This is a genomic window from Sphingobacterium sp. UDSM-2020, assembly GCF_016132525.1.
Taxonomy (GTDB): domain Bacteria; phylum Bacteroidota; class Bacteroidia; order Sphingobacteriales; family Sphingobacteriaceae; genus Sphingobacterium; species Sphingobacterium anhuiense.
The window spans coordinates 2,713,667-2,735,202 of the sequence record NZ_CP066166.1 but is presented as its reverse complement, the minus strand read 5'-3'; the positions used below and the strand labels follow the sequence as shown (position 1 = coordinate 2,735,202).

Genomic DNA, 21,536 nt, shown 5'->3' with positions numbered 1-21,536 from the left:
AACTTTATAGATTTGCATGACTAACAAATAATATTTACATAATGAACATTAACATTTTTTTAATAACAGGAGTCATCATTTTGATGAGTTTGACTCTTTCTGCCCAAACTGCACGTCTAAAAGGTAAAATAACAGATAGCGAAGGAGAACCTATTGAATGGGCCACAGTAAGCATTCCCCTATTAGGTCTTGCCACAAAAGCAGACAGCACAGGAAATTATGAATTGCAAAATATCCCTGTAGGTTCGCATCAGATCAAAGTAAGTTTCATTGGTTTTGCGACAAAGCTTTTAACGTTAACAATAGCAGATACAAAACTTCAAGTAAGAGATGTAGCATTGACCTCGATCAGCAATCGCTTAAATAGTGTCGTTGTAACCGGTACCCGCACGGCGCGCACAAGGTCTGAAAGTCCTGTAGCAGTCAATATCCTAGATAGTAGAACATTCAATATTACACAATCCAACACCTTAGCCGACGGATTATGTTTTCAGCCCGGTTTACGGATGGAAACAGACTGTCAGACCTGCAATTATTCTCAATTGCGGATGAATGGATTAGGAGGTTCTTATTCACAGGTTTTAATTAATAGTCGGCCCGTATTTAGTTCATTGATGAGTTTATATGGATTAGAACAGATACCTGCCAACATGATTGATCGTGTTGAAATTGTCAGGGGGGGCGGATCAGTCTTATATGGTTCATCAGCTATAGCCGGAACAGTCAATATTCTGACCAAGCAAGCCCAAAAAAGCTCCTTTACACTTTCAAATAACAGTTCATTAATGGGCAACAAAACCTGGGATCATTTTTTCAATGCCAATCTAACAGCAGTCAATGAAGAGCAAAATGCGGGAGTTTCTTTCTTTGCATCTCACCGCAACCGTAATTCTTACGATGCAAATGGCGATGGTTTTTCCGAAATGCCTATGTTACAAAACAACTCCTTTGGTTTCAATTCATTTTTTAAGTTATCTCCTCAGGATAAACTAGAAATAAATGGTTGGAGTATCAACGAAGAAAGAAAAGGTGGAAATAAATTGGATCTGCAAGCCGACAAAGCCGACCAGTCCGAATATCGGTTACATAATATCTTAGTAGGAGGTTTCAATTATGAACATCAGGCAAAAGATAAAGAAAGCTCATTTAGCGTTTATGGCGCTGCTCAAAATACAAAAAGAACACATTATACAGGCATAGATCAAATCGATGCCTGGGGCCATACAAAAAATTATTCCATTCAAAGCGGAGTCCAATACAACTACATCAGCTCTGATTTTCTGAATGGAAAAAACACCTTCACCACCGGAATTGAAAATCAATATGAATATACTTTCGATGAAATTAAGGCATATGATTATCTCATTGATCAGCATGTAAATCTATTAGGTGCTTTTTTACAAAGTGACTGGGAAGTAACCCAAAAATTAACCGTGCTATCAGGACTACGGTTAAATAAATCCAATCGTATAGATAAACTTGTACTGACCCCTAGGTTAAGTGCATTATATAAACTTGGTACTGAAACCCAGCTTCGCACATCCTATGCGAGAGGGTTTAAAGCACCGCAAGCATTAGAAACCGACATGCATATGGCTTTTGCCGGAGGTGGAGTTTCCGTCATTAGAACAGATGACAACCTGATCGCAGAAACATCCAATAGCTTTAACGTTTCATTAGATTTCAATAGAGCAAGCGAACATTTTATCTACGGTTTCACGGTAGATGGCTTTTTCACACGACTGTATAATACTTTTGTTTTAGAAGAAATCGGTACCGATCAAAATAACAATCAGCAACTCTTACGAAAAAATGGATCCAGCTCATCCGTAAGAGGAATCACAGCTGAAGGAAGATTCAATTATGATCAGAAAATACAGCTTGAGACGGGTTTAACATTCCAAAAATCAACCTATGATGAAGCTGTATCTTGGTCTTCAACTATATCAGGAACAAGAAAATATCTGCGTTCGCCCGATCTGTACGGTTATTATACACTCAGTTTTTGGCCCCAGAATCGCTTCAATGCCGTTTTATCAGGAGTTTTGACTGGTCCAATGAAAGTACCTCATTTTGCAGGTGCCCCAGGCATTGATCAGGATGTCCTTAACACCTCACCCACATTTTTAGAAAATAACATCAAATTATCCTATCGATTTACCTTAAAACAAATTAAGCAGGATCTTCAATTCAATATCGGTATTCAGAATATGTTCAATCAATATCAGAAAGATTTTGATATCGGTAAAAATAGAGACAGTAATTATATTTATGGTCCTGGTCGACCAAGAACTTTTTTTATCGGATTGAAATTTGGACTGATGTAAACCTGTCCATATTAAAAACAACTTCGTACCGCTCCTTTGTTATGAGCGGTACGAAGTTGTTAGGAAAAAAATATGTCTAAGCTGAAGTTAGCTCCCGTCAAGAATTAATGATGCTCATCCTCTTGCACCGCCAGTCCAATAAAAAGAGAGGAAAGCATTGTAAAGATATAAGCTTGTAAAAATGCCGCCAATAACTTGATAATAAACAAAAAGGACGTCAGTAAAAGTGAAACAACAATACTTCCCCCCAATGTCAATTGATTATTCAATAAGTAAATAATTGCAATAAGCCCCATAATAACAGTGTGACCAGCTACATTATTGGCGAACAGTCGAATCATTAAGGAGAAAGCTTTGGTAAAAATTCCGATAACCTCAATCGGCATCAATGCGATACGAAAAGGAATTGGAACACCTGGCATCCAGAAAATATGCTTCCAATAACTCCTAGATGCCTTCATATTGGTAATGATTAAAGTAAATAAAGCCAAACATAATGTCACCGTAATATTTCCAGTAACATTAAAACCTAAAGGAGTTAACCCAATCAGATTTAAAATCCATATTAAAAAGAAAACAGAAAGAAGATAAGGCAAAAACTCCTGATATTTAGAGCCGATATTAGGCTTAGCCATTTCATCGCGCACATAGATAATAAGAGGCTCTAACACTCGTCCAAATCCCTGTGGCAACTTATTTTTCCGGTATGATCTTGCCAATGCTATAAACATAAAAAACATTAAACCAGCAGTCAAAATCAAACCAACAACATTTTTTGTAATAGACAAATCGATCGGTTTTACAAATTTATTAGCTTCAACTAGCTTATCCCCATTCTCATCAGTTCGATAAATTTTATTATGATCTATACGATAAAACTTATCCTCGATCTGGACAGGACCATCCGTATGGATAAACCTAGATGATGAAAATATGTTAATACCCTCATCTATTAATATCACTGGCAAAGGAAATCCATAAGTGAGGCTATTCTCTTCGTCTTTAAATAACGAAAAATAATAGTCATCCTCCAGATGGTGCTGTATGAAGCGATCTATATTTTCCTTTTGAGAATTCTTTGCATCCGAAGCATTCCCCTTTGACACAGAAACGAACAGTGTGAAAAGAAACAAACAGAACCATTTCAGATTTTTGATATCATGCATTATTCAATTATTAAGAATTTTAGATTTATGGTGTGCATCACGAGACGCACACCATAATGAAGGAGTATTTTATCGATTTAAAAGATAGGCAAAGATCAAAGGAGCAACTATTGTTGCATCGGACTCAATAACATAGCTAGGAGTATCCACGTCCAGCTTACCCCAGGTTATTTTTTCATTCGGGATACATCCGGAATACGAACCAAACGAAGTAGTTGAATCTGTGATCTGACAATAATATCGCCACTTTTTAATATTTTCCATTTCAAGATCCTGCTCCAGCATTGGCGCTACACACATCGCAAAGTCGCCCGCAATTCCACCTCCGATTTGAAAGAAACCGATACCTTGATCAATAGCATGCTTCGCATAGTAGTCAGCTAACCAGACCATATATTCAATACCGCTCTTAACCGTTGATGCTTTTAATTCATTTTTTATAACATAGGAAGCAAAGATATTTCCCATAGTCGAATCCTCCCATCCTGGGACCACAATCGGTAGATTCTTTTCCGCTGCGGCAAGCATCCAGGAGTTTTTAGGATCAATTTCATATACATCCTTAAGAACACCACTTAATAAAAGTTTATACATATACTCATGCGGAAAAAATCTTTCACCAGCTTGCTCAGCATCTTTCCAGATTTTCTCAATATGAACCTGTATTTTCCGGAATGCCTCCTCTTCCGGTATACAGGTATCCGTCACGCGGTTATATTTACTGTTAAGAAGATCTAACTCATCTTGAGGAGTTAAGTCCCTATAATTTGGAATTCTTTTATAATGCGAGTGGGCAACCAAATTCATAATATCTTCCTCGAGGTTAGCACCCGTACAGCTTATGATCGCGATTTTATCCTGTCGAATCATTTCTGCCAATGAAATTCCCAGCTCAGCAGTACTCATTGCTCCGGCTAATGAAACCAACATTTTACCCCCCTGCTCCAAATGAGCTTCATAACCTTTCGCTGCGTCAACCAGACTAGCCGCATTAAAATGTAAAAAATTAGCTTCAAGAAACTGCCTAATCGATCCTATTGTTTTTTTCATATCTGAATTTTGTTTGTTTAGCAAATCATATTTAATATGGGTGTAAAATTGACAAATCAAAAACAGATAAAAATTTACATATGTTAAATAATGCCTACATACAAAATAAGTTCTTTCTTAATGAATCCAGCAGTACTATACCTCCGAACTAAAAAAACAAAAGGGCTTTCAGCCAATTGGATGAAAACCCTTTTACAATTACTCCTACAGCAAATAAAACGCTCATTATTAAATACGTAATATTAATACTGCCCTAACTTTTTTTTCTGATCCTACTTAGTGTAACTTGCGTTATCCCTAGGTAAGAGGCCAAATATTTCAATTGTATCCGACGCAATAAACTCGGGTTTTTACTCACCAACAGCTCATACCTTTCTTTTGCAGATTGTATTTCCCGGGATATCAATTTATTTTCAACTTTTATCAATTCCTTTTCAGCAAGTTTTCGACCCCAATTAGAAATGTAAATATCTTCGTTAAATAAATGTTTTACTGCTTTTATCTCAAGTTCATAAAGTTGACAAGGTTCCATTAATTCTATAAATTCATAACTCCTTTCATTTTCAGCATAGCTTTTCATGGAAAGAATAGTTTCACCTTCCTCACCGAACCAAAAAGTACGTTGCAGGCCTTCATGCTCAGCATAAGCTCGGACAATTCCCTTTTTGATAAAATAGATCGACTTTTCGATTTTATTAGCTTTAATAATAATATGCCCCTTTGGAAAATGTACTTCTCGAATTAATAGCATCAACTTCGAAATCGATTCTTCAGGCAATGGATAAATTTCCACTAATATCTTCTTAAGATCCATACTTACTCATTTATAATCAATTCAATTTTATATATCTATTGTAATCAACCTATCATGCGGAGTACAAAATTGACCAAAAGCATTGATTATAAATTTTACATATGTTAAAAAATGATCCTATCTTATGCTATAAAGAATCAGGAAATTCAACACGTCAGCTTATCTCTTATTAATATCATGACATAAATCCACGAGATCAGCATCAGTTACAATAGATTTAGTATCCGCTAACCGCAAAAAACAGTCATAATACAGCTCAAATTCCTTTTCTACAAATTGTATATCTAGCGTTTGCATCCTATTTTTCAATGCAGCCCTACCGCTTCGGGCTGTCAGTATAAGATCCGGCAACTCGAAACCGATCATCGCAGGATCGATTATTTCATAATTGCTTCTGTCCTTGAGTACACCGTCTTGATGAATTCCCGAAGAATGCGCAAATGCATTTCTCCCAACAATAGCCTTATTCGCCTGAACATCATTCGACATAGCCCTTTCGACCATTTTACTCAACTTACTAATATAGATCGGATTCACAGTCGTATACACTGGCAGATCTTTGATCATAAGCGTCATAATGATTTCCTCCAAAGCGGCATTTCCAGCTCTTTCACCAACACCATTTACAGTGCCTTCCGCTTGGCTAGCGCCAGCTAGCAGACCTACGATCGTATTTGCAGTCGCCATTCCCAGATCATTATGGCAATGGACAGAGATTTTAGCTTTATGAATATTCGGAACAGTGTCAATCACAAATTTTATCTTTTCATAATATTCAAATGGTGTGCAAAAACCATTTGTATCTGGTAAATTAACAACCTTTGCTCCCGCATCAATTACATTTTCAACCATTTTTGCTAAGAATAAATTATCAGCTCTACCAGCATCCTCAGCAAAAAATTGCACCTCTTCAATTTTTTTTGACGCATACCTCACCATTTTAAATGCTACGGCTAAAATTTCATCTCTGGTACTATTAAATTTATTTTTAATATGAATATCCGAAGTCCCGATACCAAGTTGCACACGAGGGCACACTGCATTTTTGAGGGCATCAACCGCAATGTCAATATCCAGTTCACGAGCTCTTGCCAATGCGCACACTTTAGCATTTTTAATTAATTTTGAAACTTCCTGTACGGCTTTAAAATCTGCAGGAGAACTCACAGGGAAACCGGCTTCTATAATATCAACACCGAGAAATTCAAGCTGTTCGGCTATTTCCAGTTTTGATTGAAGAGTCAGCAAGCACCCAGGTCCCTGCTCGCCATCGCGAAGAGTTGTATCGAAAATATCTATTTTTTTCTTATTCATTCTATTTCTTTTTCCCAAAAATAAAGACAGATTTTATTTTGTTATATTTGAAAATAGAGCAATACTTATCTAATTATGCCAAAAGCTTATATATCAACACTAGATTGTACAAAAGTTATTGAAGATGGAAATATTGAGATCCGGTATTTTGGTCAATTTAATACCGAGATACATGATCATGAAAAAGCACAGCTGATCTCCCCCGAAATGAGCGCCGTATATCTCTACTCAGAAAAGGGAAGTTTTTGTATTCCTGCCCGCCACTACGCTTATGTTGACGCACAAGTCAAACATAAATTAATATCAAGATCGCCCAATTTAAAACTCAAGACGATCTTTCTTGATTTGAATAAGGAACAGTATCCTATTGCACATTGGGGAAATATCGCTATTTTCTCTCCATCAAACTTACTGGATAATCTTCTAGCCTTTGGCGTACAACATTGGTCCGATAAAGAACTGAAAGAAGTTGGGTTAGCGTCTTTAAAAAAAATGTTATCATATATATTAGTCAGCCCCCTAAAACTTCATGCACAACCACCAAAATCCGAGTCACTCCTAAAAGTTGTTGAATATATTACGCAATCAATCAGTGAACAGATTACAATAACATCCTTATCCAAACACGTAAATATTCCCGAGAGGACATTGTCAAGACAATTTAAAAAAGAAACAGATATAACCATTTTTCAGTTTATAAAATTAAGCCGTATGCAGCTCGCATTAGAATTATTAGAAGATCAATCACTGCATATTAGTGAAATTGTTTACAGAATCGGTTACGACAGTATTCCGACTTTTTCAAACCTATTCAAAGAATTAATAGGAATCAGCCCTCAGAAATATCGGCAAACCTTCCTCTAACTCTAAAAACTTATCCTAGAAAGACAAAATACCCCTACCCGATTCTTATCAAAGAGGAAGTTTAACGAACAATGCATATGTCGATTAGGGGTCGCAGTATGATATCCTTTATAAACAACAAGCATATGCAATTAGGAATAGCGTCAAATTTTTAAAAAATTGATGACCTATAAATATTAATTGTACATTTACCTGTTCGATTTCATACATTATTTTAGCATATAAAGAAAAGATATGGCAACACTATATATAAAAAACATGGTATGCGACCGCTGTATCATGGTGGTACAGAGTGAATTAAAAAAACTTAACATTCAAACAGAAAATGTGACCCTTGGAAAAGTGGCTTTGAAGCAAGAATTATCGGACGATCAAATTAAAATGCTGAATGAAAATCTATTAGCAAGAGGATTTGAAGTCATTGACGATAAAAAAAGTCAAATCATTGAGGGTATCAAAAACGTTATTATTGAGTTGGTACATTACCAAGACAGTGAAACAAAAAATAACCTATCCGATATTTTGAGCAATAAGTTACAACATGATTATAATTATCTTTCAAACCTATTCTCAGAAGTTGAAAGCACGACGATCGAAAAATACTTTATTGCCCAAAAGATTGAAAAAGTCAAAGAACTGTTAGGATACGACGAATTGTCTTTAAGCGAAATTGCTGACAGCCTTAACTATTCCAGTGTTGCATACTTAAGCAACCAGTTCAAAAAAGTAACAGGGCTTACACCAAGTCAGTTCAAGCAGATCAAAGAAGACAAAAGAACACCGTTGGACGAGGTGTAAATCTTACAACTCTTTTCCATTAAAGTGCAATACCCAAAACCTTAATTGTTCTCAACTTTGTATCATAAAATAAAAGATACAAAATATGGCAACGAATAATAGGCAACCAATATTCCTTCCTTTAGAAGATGTAGACAGCGAACATTGTGCTTTGATTGTTGATAAAGGATTAGCACAGGTTAAAGGTATTGAAAGCCACAAAGTAGAGCTAAACAATCGCCGTGCAACGATAACGGTCAATGATACCGATACCGTGACGGCGGCTGTTAAAGCCATCCAGGATTTAGGTTATGGCGTTACTACTGTAAAACAATCCTTTCCTGTCCTTAATATGACCTGTGCGTCTTGTGCCATCAGTGCAGAAAGTGGTGTTAAATATGCTGACGGCGTCGTCAATGCAGCTGTCAATTTTGCTACAGCAAGACTGTCCGTAGAGTACCTTCCCAATATGACCAGCCCATTAGCGCTCCAAAAAGCAGTGCAGTCCATCGGATTTGATTTACTCATTGAAGATGAAGCCAAAGAACAGGAAACGTTAGAGGCAATACATGAAAAGAAATTCCGTACACTAAAAAATAAAACCATTTGGGCAATCCTACTTTCACTTCCTGTAGTGACTATCGGTATGTTTTTTATGGATATGCCCTATGGCAATGAAATCATGTGGTTTTTTGCCACACCAGTTGTCCTATGGTTAGGTAAAGATTTTTATATCAATGCATGGAAACAAGCAAAACACCGTTCGGCCAATATGGACACCCTAGTAGCCTTAAGCACAGGTATAGCCTATATATTCAGTGTATTCAATATGATTGCACCCGATTTCTGGCATGCAAGAGGATTACACGCACACGTTTACTTTGAAGCTGCTGCCGTGGTCATCGCATTTATTCTCTTAGGAAAACTACTTGAAGAAAAAGCGAAAGGAAACACCTCGTCGGCTATAAAAAAACTGATGGGATTACAACCTAAAACAGTAATGGTAATACAATCTGACGGTACTGAGAAACAAACAGCAATAGAAGATGTAAATGCAGGCGATGTTATATTAGTAAAACCGGGAGAAAAAATTGCTGTAGACGGTATAGTAAAATCAGGTAATTCGTATGTGGATGAAAGCATGCTAAGTGGAGAACCTGTTCCTGTGTTGAAAATCGAAAATGAGAAAGTATTTGCAGGAACCATCAATCAGAAGGGAAGTTTCCAATTTACCGCGGTCAAAGTTGGTAAGGAAACAATGCTTGCTCAAATCATCAGAATGGTTCAGGATGCACAAGGAAGCAAAGCTCCTGTACAAAAACTTGTCGATAAAATCGCAGGTATCTTCGTTCCCGTAGTTATTGGCATTGCGCTTATCACTTTTGTGTTATGGATTGTATTAGGTGGAGAAAGCGGTTTAGTACAGGGTCTTCTGGCTGCAGTAACAGTATTAGTGATTGCATGTCCATGTGCTTTGGGATTAGCTACACCTACCGCAATTATGGTCGGTGTTGGTAAGGGAGCAGAAAATGGAATTTTGATTAAAGATGCTGAAAGTCTTGAATTAGCAAAAAAAGTAAATGCGATTGTTTTAGATAAAACTGGAACCATCACTGAAGGAAAACCACAGGTTACCGGTATCAAATGGTTAAATGAGGATGAAACAGTAAAGCAGATTTTATTCAGTTTAGAAAAACAGTCTGAACACCCTTTAGCTGAAGCAGTCGTTAAACATATGGCAGGTACAGCTCCCGTTTCACTCAGCACATTTGAAAGTATAACAGGCAAAGGTGCAAAAGCAGGTTACAATAATGAAAATTATTGGGCAGGTAATAGAAAATTACTCCTGGAAAACAATATCAGTATTACAGATGAACTGCAGCTGCAAGCTGATAAATGGAGTGAACAATCAAAAACAGTTATCTGGTTTGCAGACAGTCATCAAGCATTGGCCGTACTCGCAATCTCAGACAAGATAAAAGAAACATCTATTGAGGCCATTAAGCAATTGCAACGGATGGGCATCGAATTGTATATGCTTACAGGTGATAATGAAGCTACCGCAAAAGCCATTGCGCAGCAGACGGGCATAGCGAACTACAAGGCCGAAGTACTACCGCAACATAAAGCTGATTTTGTAAAAAAACTACAACAAGAAGGTAAAACAGTAGCAATGGTAGGCGATGGTATTAATGACAGTACCGCACTAGCTACGGCAGATGTCAGTATTGCCATGGGTAAGGGAAGTGATATAGCAATGGATGTCGCCAAAATGACTATTATTTCATCCGACTTGTCAAAAATCTCACAGGCTATACGTCTTTCTAAACAGACTGTAGCAACAATTAAGCAAAACCTGTTCTGGGCATTTATCTATAATCTTATCGGCATTCCCATTGCTGCAGGAATTCTTTTCCCGATCAATGGTTTCTTGCTCAATCCCATGTTTGCTGGAGCAGCAATGGCCCTAAGCAGTGTAAGTGTGGTAAGCAATAGCTTGCGGTTAAAATGGAAAAAATAACCCAATAAGAGCTAGAAGATTATAAACTATTAATCGTAACAATATGAAAATAAACAAATTTATAATAGCGATACTGACCTTGGCAATTGCATTTGTATCAGCTTGTGCTAGCGATAACACAAGTGCAAAAAAAGGACATGATCATCAAGATGGAGATACCCACAATCATACGGAGGTTGCTCAGAATAATGGGGCAACAAAAAGAGTAAACAAGTACGAAAATGAACTCAGTCACGCACTTGATAAAAATGGTAATTTTATTACAGGTTGTCCATCACATAAGGAGATGATCGGTATAGAAGGAGACCAATGTCCGAAATGCGGCTATATGACTATGCTTCCTATTACATGGTCTTTGGAAGGGATCGATACGATAAGAGTAACTAATCTTCCCGACTACACACCTATTGCAAAAAAACAGTAACTATAATTTCGACTTTAAATAAAAAGCACAATATTTAAATCGGCGGTTCCATCATTAAGGGCCGCCTTTTCTATTGAACCACCTTCATCAATTACAGAGAACAGTCTTGACTTCGACACAATACACCATTTCATCAGTAAATATCGCAAATCAAATAGGAAAAAGTGTAATATAGGATTCAATAACTATCCGGTAATTTGCTATATCAAAATTAGTTAAAAATGAAAAAAGTAGAATTGAGTATACCAGACATGCAGAGTGCTCATTGCCAAACAAGAGTGAACAGTGCTGTGCAAGGTATCGCAGGCATTACAATCGAAAAAATTGAAAGTGGCAAGTTGTTCATCAACTATGAAGATGACAATGAAAAAAAGGAGGTAATTGAAACGATTGAAAAAGCGGGTTATAAAGTCGCTGATAACATCACACAAGACTCAAGTTGCGCAACAGGTTGTTGTGGCAATTAAAAGATTTTAAATCTCAGGGATACCTTAAAACACAATAAAGTATCCCTGAAATTATGTTTAGATTATAGCTGATTAATAATAACACCCTGTTTACACCCACTTTATTGAACACTTTTTCCCGACAGATACTACTTATCGGATATTTCATTTAGAAATCCTCTTTTAATACATCTTTCAGTTTACGATATTGCAAACTTAAATCAGCATACATCGTTTTCAACCTATAATTTTCGTCATGTAGATCTATAAACTCTTTCAAGATATCTGTCCCTAAGTCCTTATATTTTTTCTTCAGTTCAAAAATATTTGTCCCTGATACACCATATTTAGCAAACAGCTCCGAACCACTTTTTCCTGATTCATAATCTTTAAGCACATTTAAAATTTGATCTTCCGTATTTTGTCTATTTTTCATTTTTTTTCGCGTTTTTACTTCATACAAAAATCTGCATGATTGATAGTAAATTATTGCTGCTTTTACTTGTTTAGTTTGTAATTTTTAATGCTAATAAATTTGTCGATTATTTTCATGATTCTTAAAATTTCATAAAATAAACAAGAAATAACGTAATATTTTATTACTGATAAAAACGCAATTTTGATCACATAACACAATCAATATTAAACATTTATTTTATCCATGAAACTATTAATCAAAGGAATGGTGTGCGATAGGTGCATATACATTCTGTCAGAAGAATTACCAAAGCTTGGTCTGGAGATTTCCGACATACGCTTAGGTGAAGTAATTCTAAAAGTAAGGGATAAAATCCTTGAAGAGCAAGTTATCAAAACCATGTTGCAGAAGTATGGTTTTGATTTACTATATAACAAAGATCAGAGACTCATCTCGCAGATTAAAAGCGCTGTAGAAAAAGGCATTCAAAAACAATTAGACACTGGCGAACGCATTAAATTCTCAACACTTATCCGCGACGAATTACGTAAAGATTATGATTCATTAAGTGCACTATTCTCATCCTCAGAAGGATGGACACTTGAAAAATTCATTATCTCAAGGAAAATAGAGAAAGTAAAAGAACTGTTATTTTATACACAACTCTCCTTATCTGAAATTGCCTATAGTCTAGGGTACAGTAGTCCTGCACACCTGTCAAACCAGTTGAAGAAATACACAGGTTTTACATCTTCACATTATAAAAGAATGAAACGCAATAAACTAGCAATTATAGAAGAGCAATCAAAAAATAAAAACCAAGTTTAGAAAACTGCTAAAGAAAATTAGCGGTAATAGACCTCATTAATTAATTCAAATATTTATTCGAACTCCTGTTTATATACATGAACAGGAGTTCCTATTTTTTGCCAAGATGTTAAGCGATTCCACTCACGCCATTCAGCAAAAAACGATATAAAACATCAAAATAAATATCATAACTCTTATCTGTAATTCTGTAAAAGTACGGTCGCATTTGTATCTAATTTTGGCAATGAAATTTAATCGATTGTTAAAAATAAAACATCAAAACATGTTATACAAATACACAATACAAAGATTAGGAATTTTAATTCCCATACTCAGCATCTTACTTATTTCTTGTGAAAATAAACAAGAAAAAACGTCAGAAAAAGCACCAACACCATCCGCAGATGCCAGTAAATTACCCGTAGATATCATCATCGCACAGGAAGAGCAACTCGATCAAAAAGAAGCCGTCGTCGGCACCATGATGCCTTATCGAGAAGTTTCCATAGTTGGCGAGCTCCCTCAGAAGATTACTCAGGTATCTTTTAAAGACGGTAGTTATATCAGTCAAGGAACCGTACTTTACAAACTCAATGATGCCGATATCAGATCCCGTTTAAAACAAGTAGGTGCCGAATTGAATCTCGCTAAACTGAATAAAGAAAGACTTGGCAATCTATTAAAAACCGAAACCGTAAAACCGCAAGAATATGATGAGGCCGTTATGCGATTCGAATCTTTAAATGCACAAGAACAGCTGCTTCGAGTAGATTTAGAAAAGACCATAATCCGGGCGCCATTCTCCGGGAAAATTGGTATTTCAAAAGTACATCTCGGAGCCTATGTATCTCCCGGAGAGACACTCGTGACCTTACAGGATCAAAGCGCTATTAAGATCAACTTCTCTGTCCCAGAAAAATACTTACCATTGATAAAGACAGGAAGCAAAATTAAGTTTACATCCGAATTATCCGATACCGAATATTTCGCTACAATAGCAGCTACAGAACCAGGGCTTGAAGCACAAAGCAGAAGCTTACAAGTACAAGCAATAACAAATAATGCTGACGGACAATTCCGGGCAGGTCTATCGGCTAAAGTGTACTTCCAAGTAAATAATCAAGGTGCAAAGGGAATAACAGTTCCAACTGAGGCTTTAGCACCAGGTGAAAAAGGCTATGCTGTTTTTGTGATCAAAAATGGGGTTGCAAAACCGATGGCAGTCACCGTAAGTAACAGAACAGAAAAGGACGCAATCATAACGTCTGGTATCATGCCAAACGATAGCATCATTGTTTCCAACATGCTGCGCTTAGGAGACGGTACTCCCGTAAAAGCTGTCCTGTCAAATTAATTAATTTCAAATCTTAGCTTCATGAGTATATCAGATTTAAGTATAAAAAAACCCGTCTTGGCCGGGGTATTTTCTCTCCTTATCGTCATATTAGGAATAATAGGATGGAAACAACTAGGTATCCGCGAATTCCCGTTAACAGAACCACCCGTCATTACGGTCATTACCTTCTATCCTGGTGCAAGTCCAGATGTAATTGCATCTAAACTGACCAGACCGATGGAAGAATCCATTGCCGAATCAAGTGGCATACGGACCATATCATCCGAATCGCGAGAACAGGTAAGTGTTATTTCAATCGAATTTAATCGGGAAATTGACATTGAGGATGCGCTGAACGATGTTAGAGACAAAGTCTCCAAATCTCGTAAACAGCTCCCGAGCGATGTCGATCCACCAATCGTACAAAAGGCATCATCACCAGACAATCTGGTGGCATTCCTGGAAGTGGAAAGCGACACCAAAAATATAAAAGAAGTAAGTCACCTTGCTTCTACGACTATCAAAGATAGAATGCAGTCTATCCCTGGTATTAATAATGTAGCCATCGTAGGCGAGCATAAGTATGCTATGCGATTGCGCTTTGAACCAGCAAAACTTGCGGCATATCAACTTACTCCTGCCGATATAAGACAAGCATTACTCCGCGAGAATATTGACTTGCCGGCAGGTCGAATCGAAGGAAACAACAGTGAGCTTAGCATCCGGACGATGGGACGCCTAACTTCTGTAAAAGATTTTGAAGAAATGCTCATTAAGCAAGTTGACAATACCATCATAAGATTAAAAGATATTGGATCAGCCGAATTAGGAGAAGAGAATGAACGTACAGCCATCATCAACGAAACAGGAAATCTGAACCGTATCGGTGTCGGTGTTGCTATTCAGATACAACGTGGAGCAAATGCCATAGAAGTAGTCGATGAGTTTTACAGAAGGTTAGATCAATTAAGAAAAGAAGTTCCTTCAGAATATCGCTTGATCGTAGGGTTCGACTATACGCGCTCCGTACGCGAATCCATTAAAGAGGTCGAAGAAACGTTATTCATAGCATTCGGACTCGTGGTCTTGATTATCTTTCTATTCCTGAGAGACTGGAGATCTACTATTATTCCCGTTCTTGCCATTCCGGTATCCATTCTTTCCGGATTTTTCATTATGTATATTGCCGGTTTCACGATCAATATCTTGACACTTCTTGGATTGGTACTTGCCATTGGACTGGTCGTAGATGATGCGATTGTCGTGTTAGAAAATATTTATAAAAAAATTGAAGAGGGTATGTCCCCTATTCAGGCGGCATTTAAAGGTACAAGAGAGATTTATTTTGCGGTTATTTCCACGACAATTACGTTAGCAGCCGTATTTTTACCCATTATTTTTATGGGTGGTATCAGTGGACAACTTTTCAAAGAATTTGCCATTGTCGTATCAGGATCAGTATTGGTCTCAGCATTTGTAGCGCTTACACTGACCCCTATGCTAAGTGCATACTTTTTGAAGAAAAAAGAAAAACCGAGTTGGTTCTATCGTGTCACCGAACCCTTTTTCGTTAGTCTAAACAATGGCTACGCCTATTTACTGATTGCATTTATGCGCGTTCGATGGTTAGCTTGGGTCTTCTTAGCTGGCACTACCCTGCTTATTTATGCTATAGGTAAGCAACTTCCTTCAGAACTAGCACCTGTAGAAGATCGTTCCAACATGAACCTCATCGCTATAGCTCCTGAAGGTGTCTCTTTTGATTATATGAAAAAGCATATGACCGAAGTTGGAAAGTATGTAAATGACTCGACCGACGGATTGTACCAAACCTACTCCATGGTCGCTATTTCATTCATTCCGGCCCCAGCACCGGTCAACGTAGCCGTGCAGAGTATCTATCTTAAAGATCCAAAGGAAAGAAAATCCAGCATTCAGGATCTATATAACCAATATGGAGCAGCTGCGGGTAAATTTAGAGGCTTTCTGCTCTTCCCTTATTTACCTCCAACAATCGGAACCCGTTATGGTGGTGGTATGCCTATTCAATATGTTCTTCAGGCTCCGAACTTAGATAGTCTGACTACCGTGCTTCCAAAATTCCTGGCTGCTGCACGCCAAAGTAAAAAACTGCTATTCATTGATGCTGATCTTAAGATCAACAAACCTGAGGTGAAAGTAAATATCGATCGTGCAAAAGCTTCTATGATGGGCGTATCCATCGAAGAAATAGCCCATACCTTACAACTCTCGTTCTCAGGACAGCGTTACGGATATTTCTTACGTAACGACCGTCAGTACGAAGTGATCGGACAATTAGATCGCCAGTACAGAAATGATAAAAGCGACCTGAATACGATTTATGTCCGTTCAACTTCAGGACAGATGATTCCACTTAATAACCTGATAACAATGGAAGAAGCCGTTAGTCCAGCGGCCATTTATCGCTATGATCAGTATACATCAGCAACTGTATCTGCAGCAACAGCGCCAGGAGTAAGTCTCGCAGAAGGTATAAAGGAAATCGAAAAAATAAAAAAAGAAGTACTGGGCGAAACATTCAAAAGTTCACTTGCCGGTCAGTCCAGAGATTATACCGAAAGTCAAGGCAATATCACCTTTACGCTCATCCTGGCACTCGTACTTATTTATATGATTCTGGCAGCACAATTTGGAAGCATGCGCGATCCACTTACCATTATGCTTACCGTACCCATGGCAATTGCTGGAGCAGTGCTTAGTCTTTACTGGTATGAGCAGAGTTTAAATGTATTCAGCCAGATCGGGATTATTACATTAGTAGGACTGATTACTAAGAACGGAATTCTGATCGTTGAATTTGCCAACCACCTCAAGGAAACAGGCCTTTCGAAATACGATGCTGCGATTCAAGCTGCAGAGCAGCGTTTTAGACCGATCCTTATGACGTCTCTTGCCATGATATTTGGTGCATTACCCATTGCACTGACAGCCAATAGCCGCCAGTCATTAGGAATCGTGATTGCCGGAGGACTTGTCTTTTCAGGTATTCTCACCCTATTTATCATTCCGGCAGTTTACTCGTATTTATCAAGTAAGAAAACTCCAAAAGCTGTTGTTGAGGAACCAACTGAAGAGCGCGCTATCGAAATACAACATTAAGTTAAACTGAAACAGATCATGAGCATACCCACACAAAAAAACGATGAAGCGATCGAAAAATCTTGAATAGGGTTACAAATAAATCTAAAAGGGAAAAAATATGCTCATGATGGTTTCATTTCCTCCGCAATAAGCAGCGATTTGCTTAGCAAAAAATAAAGGAAAAGCATGTATACCGTAACAAGTGAACATCACCACAAATTATAATTCAATGAAAACAAATATCCTATATATCGTTACCCTACTGCTACTCATTGGTAGCAGTAAACCATTGCATGCCCAGAAAAAAATGCTGGCACTCAAAGATGCTTTGGAAATGGCAAAACAGGGAAATAAAGCAATACAGGTGCAAATATTGGAAGAAATCCATACACGAGAAATAACCAATGAAGTCAAAGGTGGATTACTTCCGAGTATCTCGGCTAATGCTGCATACTCGCGCTATTTTGACAGACAGGTTATCTTCCTCCCGGGTTCATTTGCAGGTACTGATAAAGCAGTACAAGATGTGGCTGTCGGTGGTAAAAATGTCTATAATATTTTTGCTACCCTCAACCAGCCCATTCTTGCACCTGGTACGCATCATCTGACAAAAGCTTCAAAGATTAATGAATCGATTCAAAATGAAAAAACAGCTGACCTCAAAAGCCAGATTGCACTTTTGGTCTCTACACGTTATCTTGATATGTTGATGATGAACAGTCAGCTTGATCTACTAGAACAAAGTCTTCAGAGAAATAAAAAAGCACTGCAAGATTCCCGTTCATTATTAGCCCAAGGCAGAGGTTTAAAATCAGATACATTAAGAAGCTTCGTTGCTGTCGCAAATTTGGAATCATCCGTTTCTTACTTAAAAAACAATGTAACGGTAGCAGGCATTGAACTCAAAAGACTGATCGGACTAGAAGATCCTGAAGAAATTGAGCTATCTGACAATCTAGAACTGAACATCGAAACAAGTCAGCATGAGTTTCATCAAGTTGATGCCGCATTGGCTATTGCCGAAAAAAACAGAAAAGATCTCAATATTCAAGAACTTACCATAGAACTGCAACAGAAAAATATGAAGGTGATCCAAGCAGAGCTATTGCCACAGCTTTCTCTAATCGGTCAGTATCAGCTGCAGGCACAAGCGGATAATTTTAAGTTTGGTCAATATGCATTACCCAGAACATCCTTCTTAGGGCTCCAGCTTACAGTACCTGTTTTCAATGGCAACCGTACCAAGTCCAAAATCAACCAGTCCAAAATCAAAATGAGACAGGAAGAAATACGATTAAGCGATTTAAAAGATGAAGTTAAAACCGAGCTTGCAACGTTGATCAGTCAGTGGAAGGAAGCAGTTAACCAATTAAACATCCAAGAAAAAACGGTGCAGTCTGCCACATTAAACCATCAGATGGTAGATGACCGTTTCAAAAATAGTCTGGGGTCAAGACTTGAGTTGACAGATGCTGAACTGGCATTGACACAAGCAAAGATCAACAACCTCAATGCGATATATAAGATACAGGTTCTACATGTAAAATTAAAACATGCTGTTGGGCAGCTAAGCCTATAATTACTTACCATTAATTAAATAAAAAATGAATAAAAATAAAACAGGTACCGTAAATCCAACTGCTCCGTACAGTAAACGCTGGGCAGCACTATTTTTACTATGTACCGCACAATTTATTGTGATCATGGACACTTCTATTATTGGCGTGGCATTACCGGCAATAAAAGCCGATCTTGGCTACTCACAAAGTGGCTTACAATGGATTTTTAATGCCTATGTAATTCTATTTGGAGGTTTCTTATTGCTAGGAGGACGTTTATCCGATCTCTTTGGCGCACGTAAGATTTTCATGTGGGGGTTTGCCATTCTCTCAGGAGCCTCACTTTTAGCGGGTGTGGCCTGGTCAGAGGCCGCCCTCAATACCGGAAGAGCTTTACAGGGCTTAGGCTCTGCACTTATAGCCCCTGCAGCACTAACCTTAGTACTGTCCAAATTTACCGATCCCAAAGAACTCAATAAAGCATTAGGTTTCTGGGGGGCTTCTGCTGCTGCAGGTGGTTCAGCCGGTGTATTCCTTGGTGGAGCCATAACCGAATGGCTCTCGTGGCATTGGTTATTCTTAATTAATATTCCAGTAGGACTTGCTGTATTATTTTTCAGTCAAAAACTACTGTTCAAAGGAACTACCCGTAAAGGAAAAGTAGATATCGTCGGTGCAATTTTAGCAACGGTAGCCCTTATTGTGATGGTATATGCTATTATATCTGCAGAAAATGCCGGTTGGATATCAGTCCAAACCATTGGATTACTGGGCTTATCATTGTTGCTGTTCAATATTTTCATTATCATACAGAAACAGAAAAGTGAGCCCTTAATTCCTCTTGCTATTTTTAAAGTCCCTAATCTTTTATCAGGTAACGTGGTGATGGCATTATTAGCGGCAGCATGGATACCCTTATGGTTTTTTCTCAATCTTTACCTGCAGCAAACCCTGCATTACACAGCTTTCAATAGTGGACTTGCTCTTTTACCGATGACAATTGCGATCATGTTTCTGATGGTTGGTCTTACAGGTAAATTAGTCGCTCGATTTGGCTTCAAAGCAAATATGGTAGCAGGTCTGCTTGCCTTAGCAGGTTCACTCCTTCTTTTTAGCACAATCCCTCCTGATGGTACATTTATAATCAATGTATTGCCAGCATCTTTATTAGGCGCTTTAGGTATGTCACTAACGTATATACCTGGCACTATCGCTTCGATGTCAGGTGCCAAACCTGAGGAAACCGGCCTTGCTTCCGGTCTGGTAAATACCAGCTATCAAATCGGTTCAGCTCTAGGACTGGCTATAATAGTTGCCATTTCCGCGGCAAAAACCAATGCTATAAAAGCAACAGGAGCCACAGAAGCTACCGCTTTGAACACAGGTTTTCAAACCGGTTTTTTTGCAGCTTCCATCATATGTCTCATTGCAGCAGTCATGGCTGTAATTTTCATTAAGACACTTAAAAAGTAAACGTTAAAACCATATGAAAAAATATAAATGGACCACGCATCAGGTTATACAGGAGACTAAAGACGCTGTAACCATATTTTTCAGTACTGACCAGGATACGATTGAATATCAGCCTGGTCAGTATCTTAATATTTCCTGTATTGTTAACGGAGAACCCCTACAGAGATCCTATTCCTTTAGCTCCGCACCTGCCGATAAATTCCCGTCCATTACAGTTAAACGAGTTGCTGGTGGAAAAATGAGCAATTATCTAGTGGACAATGCAAAAAATATTAGCGAGTGGGATATCGATGCACCTATAGGCAACTTTATCTTGAAGAAACATATTATCCCTGATTCAGAACTTGTTTTTCTTGCAGGTGGAAGTGGAATATCACCCTTGTTCTCTATGCTAAAAAGTCTTATTAAAACAGCTTGTCCCCCTCTGTTGCTATATTCCACCAGCAGTCCGGAGGATACCATATTCAAATTCCAACTGGAAGAAATGGAAAAGAACAAGCAGTTGCGTATTTTTCATTCATTTACGGGTCTTAATAAAGAGATTAAAGGCATTAACAGTATCTCCGGTCGATTTTCTCAACCGATCATTAAAAGCTTGATCGGACAGTATATAAAGCAAAAAAATAAAGCTCATTACTTCATATGTGGTCCAGTAGAACTGATGCAGTTGTATCGTGAGACACTGCTCGCTTTACAGATACCCGAATCAAATATCCATACCGAATATTTTGATCCGGTCATAACCGATAAGATCATCGTTATCGAGAACGAAGAGCACAGAGAAATACTGGTCAGCTACTTTGAGACTCATTACAGAGACAATGAAGAACAGACCTACGAGTGTACTTCTCTCATTGATGTACAACCAGGACAATCCCTTTTAGAAGCCATTAGTGCCCATGCCATTCAGGTGCCCAGTTCATGTAAAAAAGGCACCTGCGGTTCATGCTGGGCAATCCAAGAAAATGGCCAGATCAAAATGGTAAACAATTATGCCCTCTCGGATGAAGAAGTCACTGAAGGTAAAATTCTACTTTGCCAGAGCTATCCTTTAGATCAGTCTGTTTCCATTGTCATCGCATAATAGTATGAAGCCGTCTAAACACTATCCGGG

17 protein-coding genes are annotated in these 21,536 nt (G+C 38.0%); 12 read left to right on the top strand and 5 right to left on the bottom strand.

The features are described from left to right. The first annotated feature begins 41 nt into the window (after nucleotides 1-41). Nucleotides 42-2,327, top strand: coding sequence for a TonB-dependent receptor (locus JAZ75_RS11510; RefSeq protein WP_208701944.1), 2,286 nt, complete (start codon nucleotides 42-44; stop codon nucleotides 2,325-2,327). A 104-nt stretch (nucleotides 2,328-2,431) separates the two neighbouring features. Here the strand turns inward: JAZ75_RS11510 and atpB are convergent, their stop codons facing one another. The 4 genes from atpB to JAZ75_RS11490 form a co-directional block, all read right to left on the bottom strand. Continuing rightward, nucleotides 2,432-3,493 carry a F0F1 ATP synthase subunit A gene (atpB, locus tag JAZ75_RS11505; RefSeq protein ID WP_208701942.1) on the bottom strand — a complete coding sequence of 354 codons (1,062 nt, stop codon included), beginning with the start codon at nucleotides 3,491-3,493 and terminating at the stop codon, nucleotides 2,432-2,434. 69 nt (nucleotides 3,494-3,562) lie between these two features. After that, nucleotides 3,563-4,543 (bottom strand): deoxyhypusine synthase family protein, encoded by a 981-nt coding sequence (locus JAZ75_RS11500; RefSeq protein ID WP_208701940.1) that lies wholly within the window; start codon nucleotides 4,541-4,543, stop codon nucleotides 3,563-3,565. Nucleotides 4,544-4,796: 253 nt separating this feature from the next. Then, on the bottom strand, nucleotides 4,797-5,357 hold the full coding sequence (locus JAZ75_RS11495; RefSeq protein WP_208701938.1) for a Crp/Fnr family transcriptional regulator: 561 nt from the start codon (nucleotides 5,355-5,357) through the stop codon (nucleotides 4,797-4,799). Nucleotides 5,358-5,516: 159 nt separating this feature from the next. Next, a complete protein-coding gene (locus tag JAZ75_RS11490; RefSeq protein ID WP_208701936.1) occupies nucleotides 5,517-6,671 on the bottom strand; it encodes a 2-isopropylmalate synthase in 1,155 nt (384 codons plus the stop codon). Between the two features lie 75 nt (nucleotides 6,672-6,746). On the opposite strand from JAZ75_RS11490, the gene JAZ75_RS11485 reads away from it, so the two are divergent. From JAZ75_RS11485 to JAZ75_RS11465, 5 genes are all read left to right on the top strand, one after another. Continuing rightward, nucleotides 6,747-7,535, top strand: coding sequence for a helix-turn-helix domain-containing protein (locus JAZ75_RS11485; RefSeq protein WP_183911802.1), 789 nt, complete (start codon nucleotides 6,747-6,749; stop codon nucleotides 7,533-7,535). A gap of 234 nt (nucleotides 7,536-7,769) precedes the next feature. After that, nucleotides 7,770-8,333: an AraC family transcriptional regulator gene (locus tag JAZ75_RS11480; protein WP_132841843.1), complete on the top strand. Its 564-nt coding sequence runs from the start codon at nucleotides 7,770-7,772 to the stop codon at nucleotides 8,331-8,333. An 85-nt stretch (nucleotides 8,334-8,418) separates the two neighbouring features. Beyond that, nucleotides 8,419-10,833: a heavy metal translocating P-type ATPase gene (locus JAZ75_RS11475; protein WP_208701934.1), complete on the top strand. Its 2,415-nt coding sequence runs from the start codon at nucleotides 8,419-8,421 to the stop codon at nucleotides 10,831-10,833. 43 nt (nucleotides 10,834-10,876) lie between these two features. Beyond that, nucleotides 10,877-11,257, top strand: a complete 381-nt coding sequence (locus JAZ75_RS11470; protein ID WP_208701932.1) for a hypothetical protein — start codon at nucleotides 10,877-10,879, stop codon at nucleotides 11,255-11,257. Between the two features lie 221 nt (nucleotides 11,258-11,478). Further along, complete coding sequence (locus JAZ75_RS11465) at nucleotides 11,479-11,724, top strand: heavy-metal-associated domain-containing protein (RefSeq protein ID WP_132841838.1); 246 nt, start codon at nucleotides 11,479-11,481, stop codon at nucleotides 11,722-11,724. Nucleotides 11,725-11,872: 148 nt separating this feature from the next. Here JAZ75_RS11465 and JAZ75_RS11460 read toward each other — a convergent pair whose 3' ends face one another. Continuing rightward, nucleotides 11,873-12,139 (bottom strand): transposase, encoded by a 267-nt coding sequence (locus JAZ75_RS11460; RefSeq protein WP_132841837.1) that lies wholly within the window; start codon nucleotides 12,137-12,139, stop codon nucleotides 11,873-11,875. A 225-nt stretch (nucleotides 12,140-12,364) separates the two neighbouring features. On the opposite strand from JAZ75_RS11460, the gene JAZ75_RS11455 reads away from it, so the two are divergent. The 6 genes from JAZ75_RS11455 (at nucleotide 12,365) to JAZ75_RS11430 (ending at nucleotide 21,506) form a co-directional block, all read left to right on the top strand. Further along, nucleotides 12,365-12,949, top strand: coding sequence for a helix-turn-helix domain-containing protein (locus JAZ75_RS11455; RefSeq protein ID WP_021191689.1), 585 nt, complete (start codon nucleotides 12,365-12,367; stop codon nucleotides 12,947-12,949). Between the two features lie 265 nt (nucleotides 12,950-13,214). Continuing rightward, nucleotides 13,215-14,285 carry an efflux RND transporter periplasmic adaptor subunit gene (locus JAZ75_RS11450; RefSeq protein ID WP_183911799.1) on the top strand — a complete coding sequence of 357 codons (1,071 nt, stop codon included), beginning with the start codon at nucleotides 13,215-13,217 and terminating at the stop codon, nucleotides 14,283-14,285. Nucleotides 14,286-14,306: 21 nt separating this feature from the next. Further along, entirely contained in the window at nucleotides 14,307-17,408 is a 3,102-nt protein-coding gene (locus JAZ75_RS11445) for an efflux RND transporter permease subunit (protein ID WP_208701930.1), read from the top strand. A gap of 211 nt (nucleotides 17,409-17,619) precedes the next feature. Then, nucleotides 17,620-18,969, top strand: a complete 1,350-nt coding sequence (locus JAZ75_RS11440) for a TolC family protein (RefSeq protein WP_208701928.1) — start codon at nucleotides 17,620-17,622, stop codon at nucleotides 18,967-18,969. A gap of 25 nt (nucleotides 18,970-18,994) precedes the next feature. Then, nucleotides 18,995-20,422, top strand: coding sequence for an MFS transporter (locus tag JAZ75_RS11435; protein ID WP_208701926.1), 1,428 nt, complete (start codon nucleotides 18,995-18,997; stop codon nucleotides 20,420-20,422). A gap of 13 nt (nucleotides 20,423-20,435) precedes the next feature. Beyond that, complete coding sequence (locus JAZ75_RS11430; protein ID WP_208701924.1) at nucleotides 20,436-21,506, top strand: flavin reductase family protein; 1,071 nt, start codon at nucleotides 20,436-20,438, stop codon at nucleotides 21,504-21,506. Nucleotides 21,507-21,536 lie beyond the last annotated feature (30 nt).

What these genes read in the sequence shown, in the direction of transcription:
- JAZ75_RS11510 (WP_208701944.1), top strand. Translation starts at nt 42, where the DNA reads ATGAACATTAACATTTTTTTAATAACAGGAGTCATCATTTTGATGAGT.
- atpB (WP_208701942.1), bottom strand. Translation starts at nt 3,493, where the DNA reads ATGCATGATATCAAAAATCTGAAATGGTTCTGTTTGTTTCTTTTCACA.
- JAZ75_RS11500 (WP_208701940.1), bottom strand. Translation starts at nt 4,543, where the DNA reads ATGAAAAAAACAATAGGATCGATTAGGCAGTTTCTTGAAGCTAATTTT.
- JAZ75_RS11495 (WP_208701938.1), bottom strand. Translation starts at nt 5,357, where the DNA reads ATGGATCTTAAGAAGATATTAGTGGAAATTTATCCATTGCCTGAAGAA.
- JAZ75_RS11490 (WP_208701936.1), bottom strand. Translation starts at nt 6,671, where the DNA reads ATGAATAAGAAAAAAATAGATATTTTCGATACAACTCTTCGCGATGGC.
- JAZ75_RS11485 (WP_183911802.1), top strand. Translation starts at nt 6,747, where the DNA reads ATGCCAAAAGCTTATATATCAACACTAGATTGTACAAAAGTTATTGAA.
- JAZ75_RS11480 (WP_132841843.1), top strand. Translation starts at nt 7,770, where the DNA reads ATGGCAACACTATATATAAAAAACATGGTATGCGACCGCTGTATCATG.
- JAZ75_RS11475 (WP_208701934.1), top strand. Translation starts at nt 8,419, where the DNA reads ATGGCAACGAATAATAGGCAACCAATATTCCTTCCTTTAGAAGATGTA.
- JAZ75_RS11470 (WP_208701932.1), top strand. Translation starts at nt 10,877, where the DNA reads ATGAAAATAAACAAATTTATAATAGCGATACTGACCTTGGCAATTGCA.
- JAZ75_RS11465 (WP_132841838.1), top strand. Translation starts at nt 11,479, where the DNA reads ATGAAAAAAGTAGAATTGAGTATACCAGACATGCAGAGTGCTCATTGC.
- JAZ75_RS11460 (WP_132841837.1), bottom strand. Translation starts at nt 12,139, where the DNA reads ATGAAAAATAGACAAAATACGGAAGATCAAATTTTAAATGTGCTTAAA.
- JAZ75_RS11455 (WP_021191689.1), top strand. Translation starts at nt 12,365, where the DNA reads ATGAAACTATTAATCAAAGGAATGGTGTGCGATAGGTGCATATACATT.
- JAZ75_RS11450 (WP_183911799.1), top strand. Translation starts at nt 13,215, where the DNA reads ATGTTATACAAATACACAATACAAAGATTAGGAATTTTAATTCCCATA.
- JAZ75_RS11445 (WP_208701930.1), top strand. Translation starts at nt 14,307, where the DNA reads ATGAGTATATCAGATTTAAGTATAAAAAAACCCGTCTTGGCCGGGGTA.
- JAZ75_RS11440 (WP_208701928.1), top strand. Translation starts at nt 17,620, where the DNA reads ATGAAAACAAATATCCTATATATCGTTACCCTACTGCTACTCATTGGT.
- JAZ75_RS11435 (WP_208701926.1), top strand. Translation starts at nt 18,995, where the DNA reads ATGAATAAAAATAAAACAGGTACCGTAAATCCAACTGCTCCGTACAGT.
- JAZ75_RS11430 (WP_208701924.1), top strand. Translation starts at nt 20,436, where the DNA reads ATGAAAAAATATAAATGGACCACGCATCAGGTTATACAGGAGACTAAA.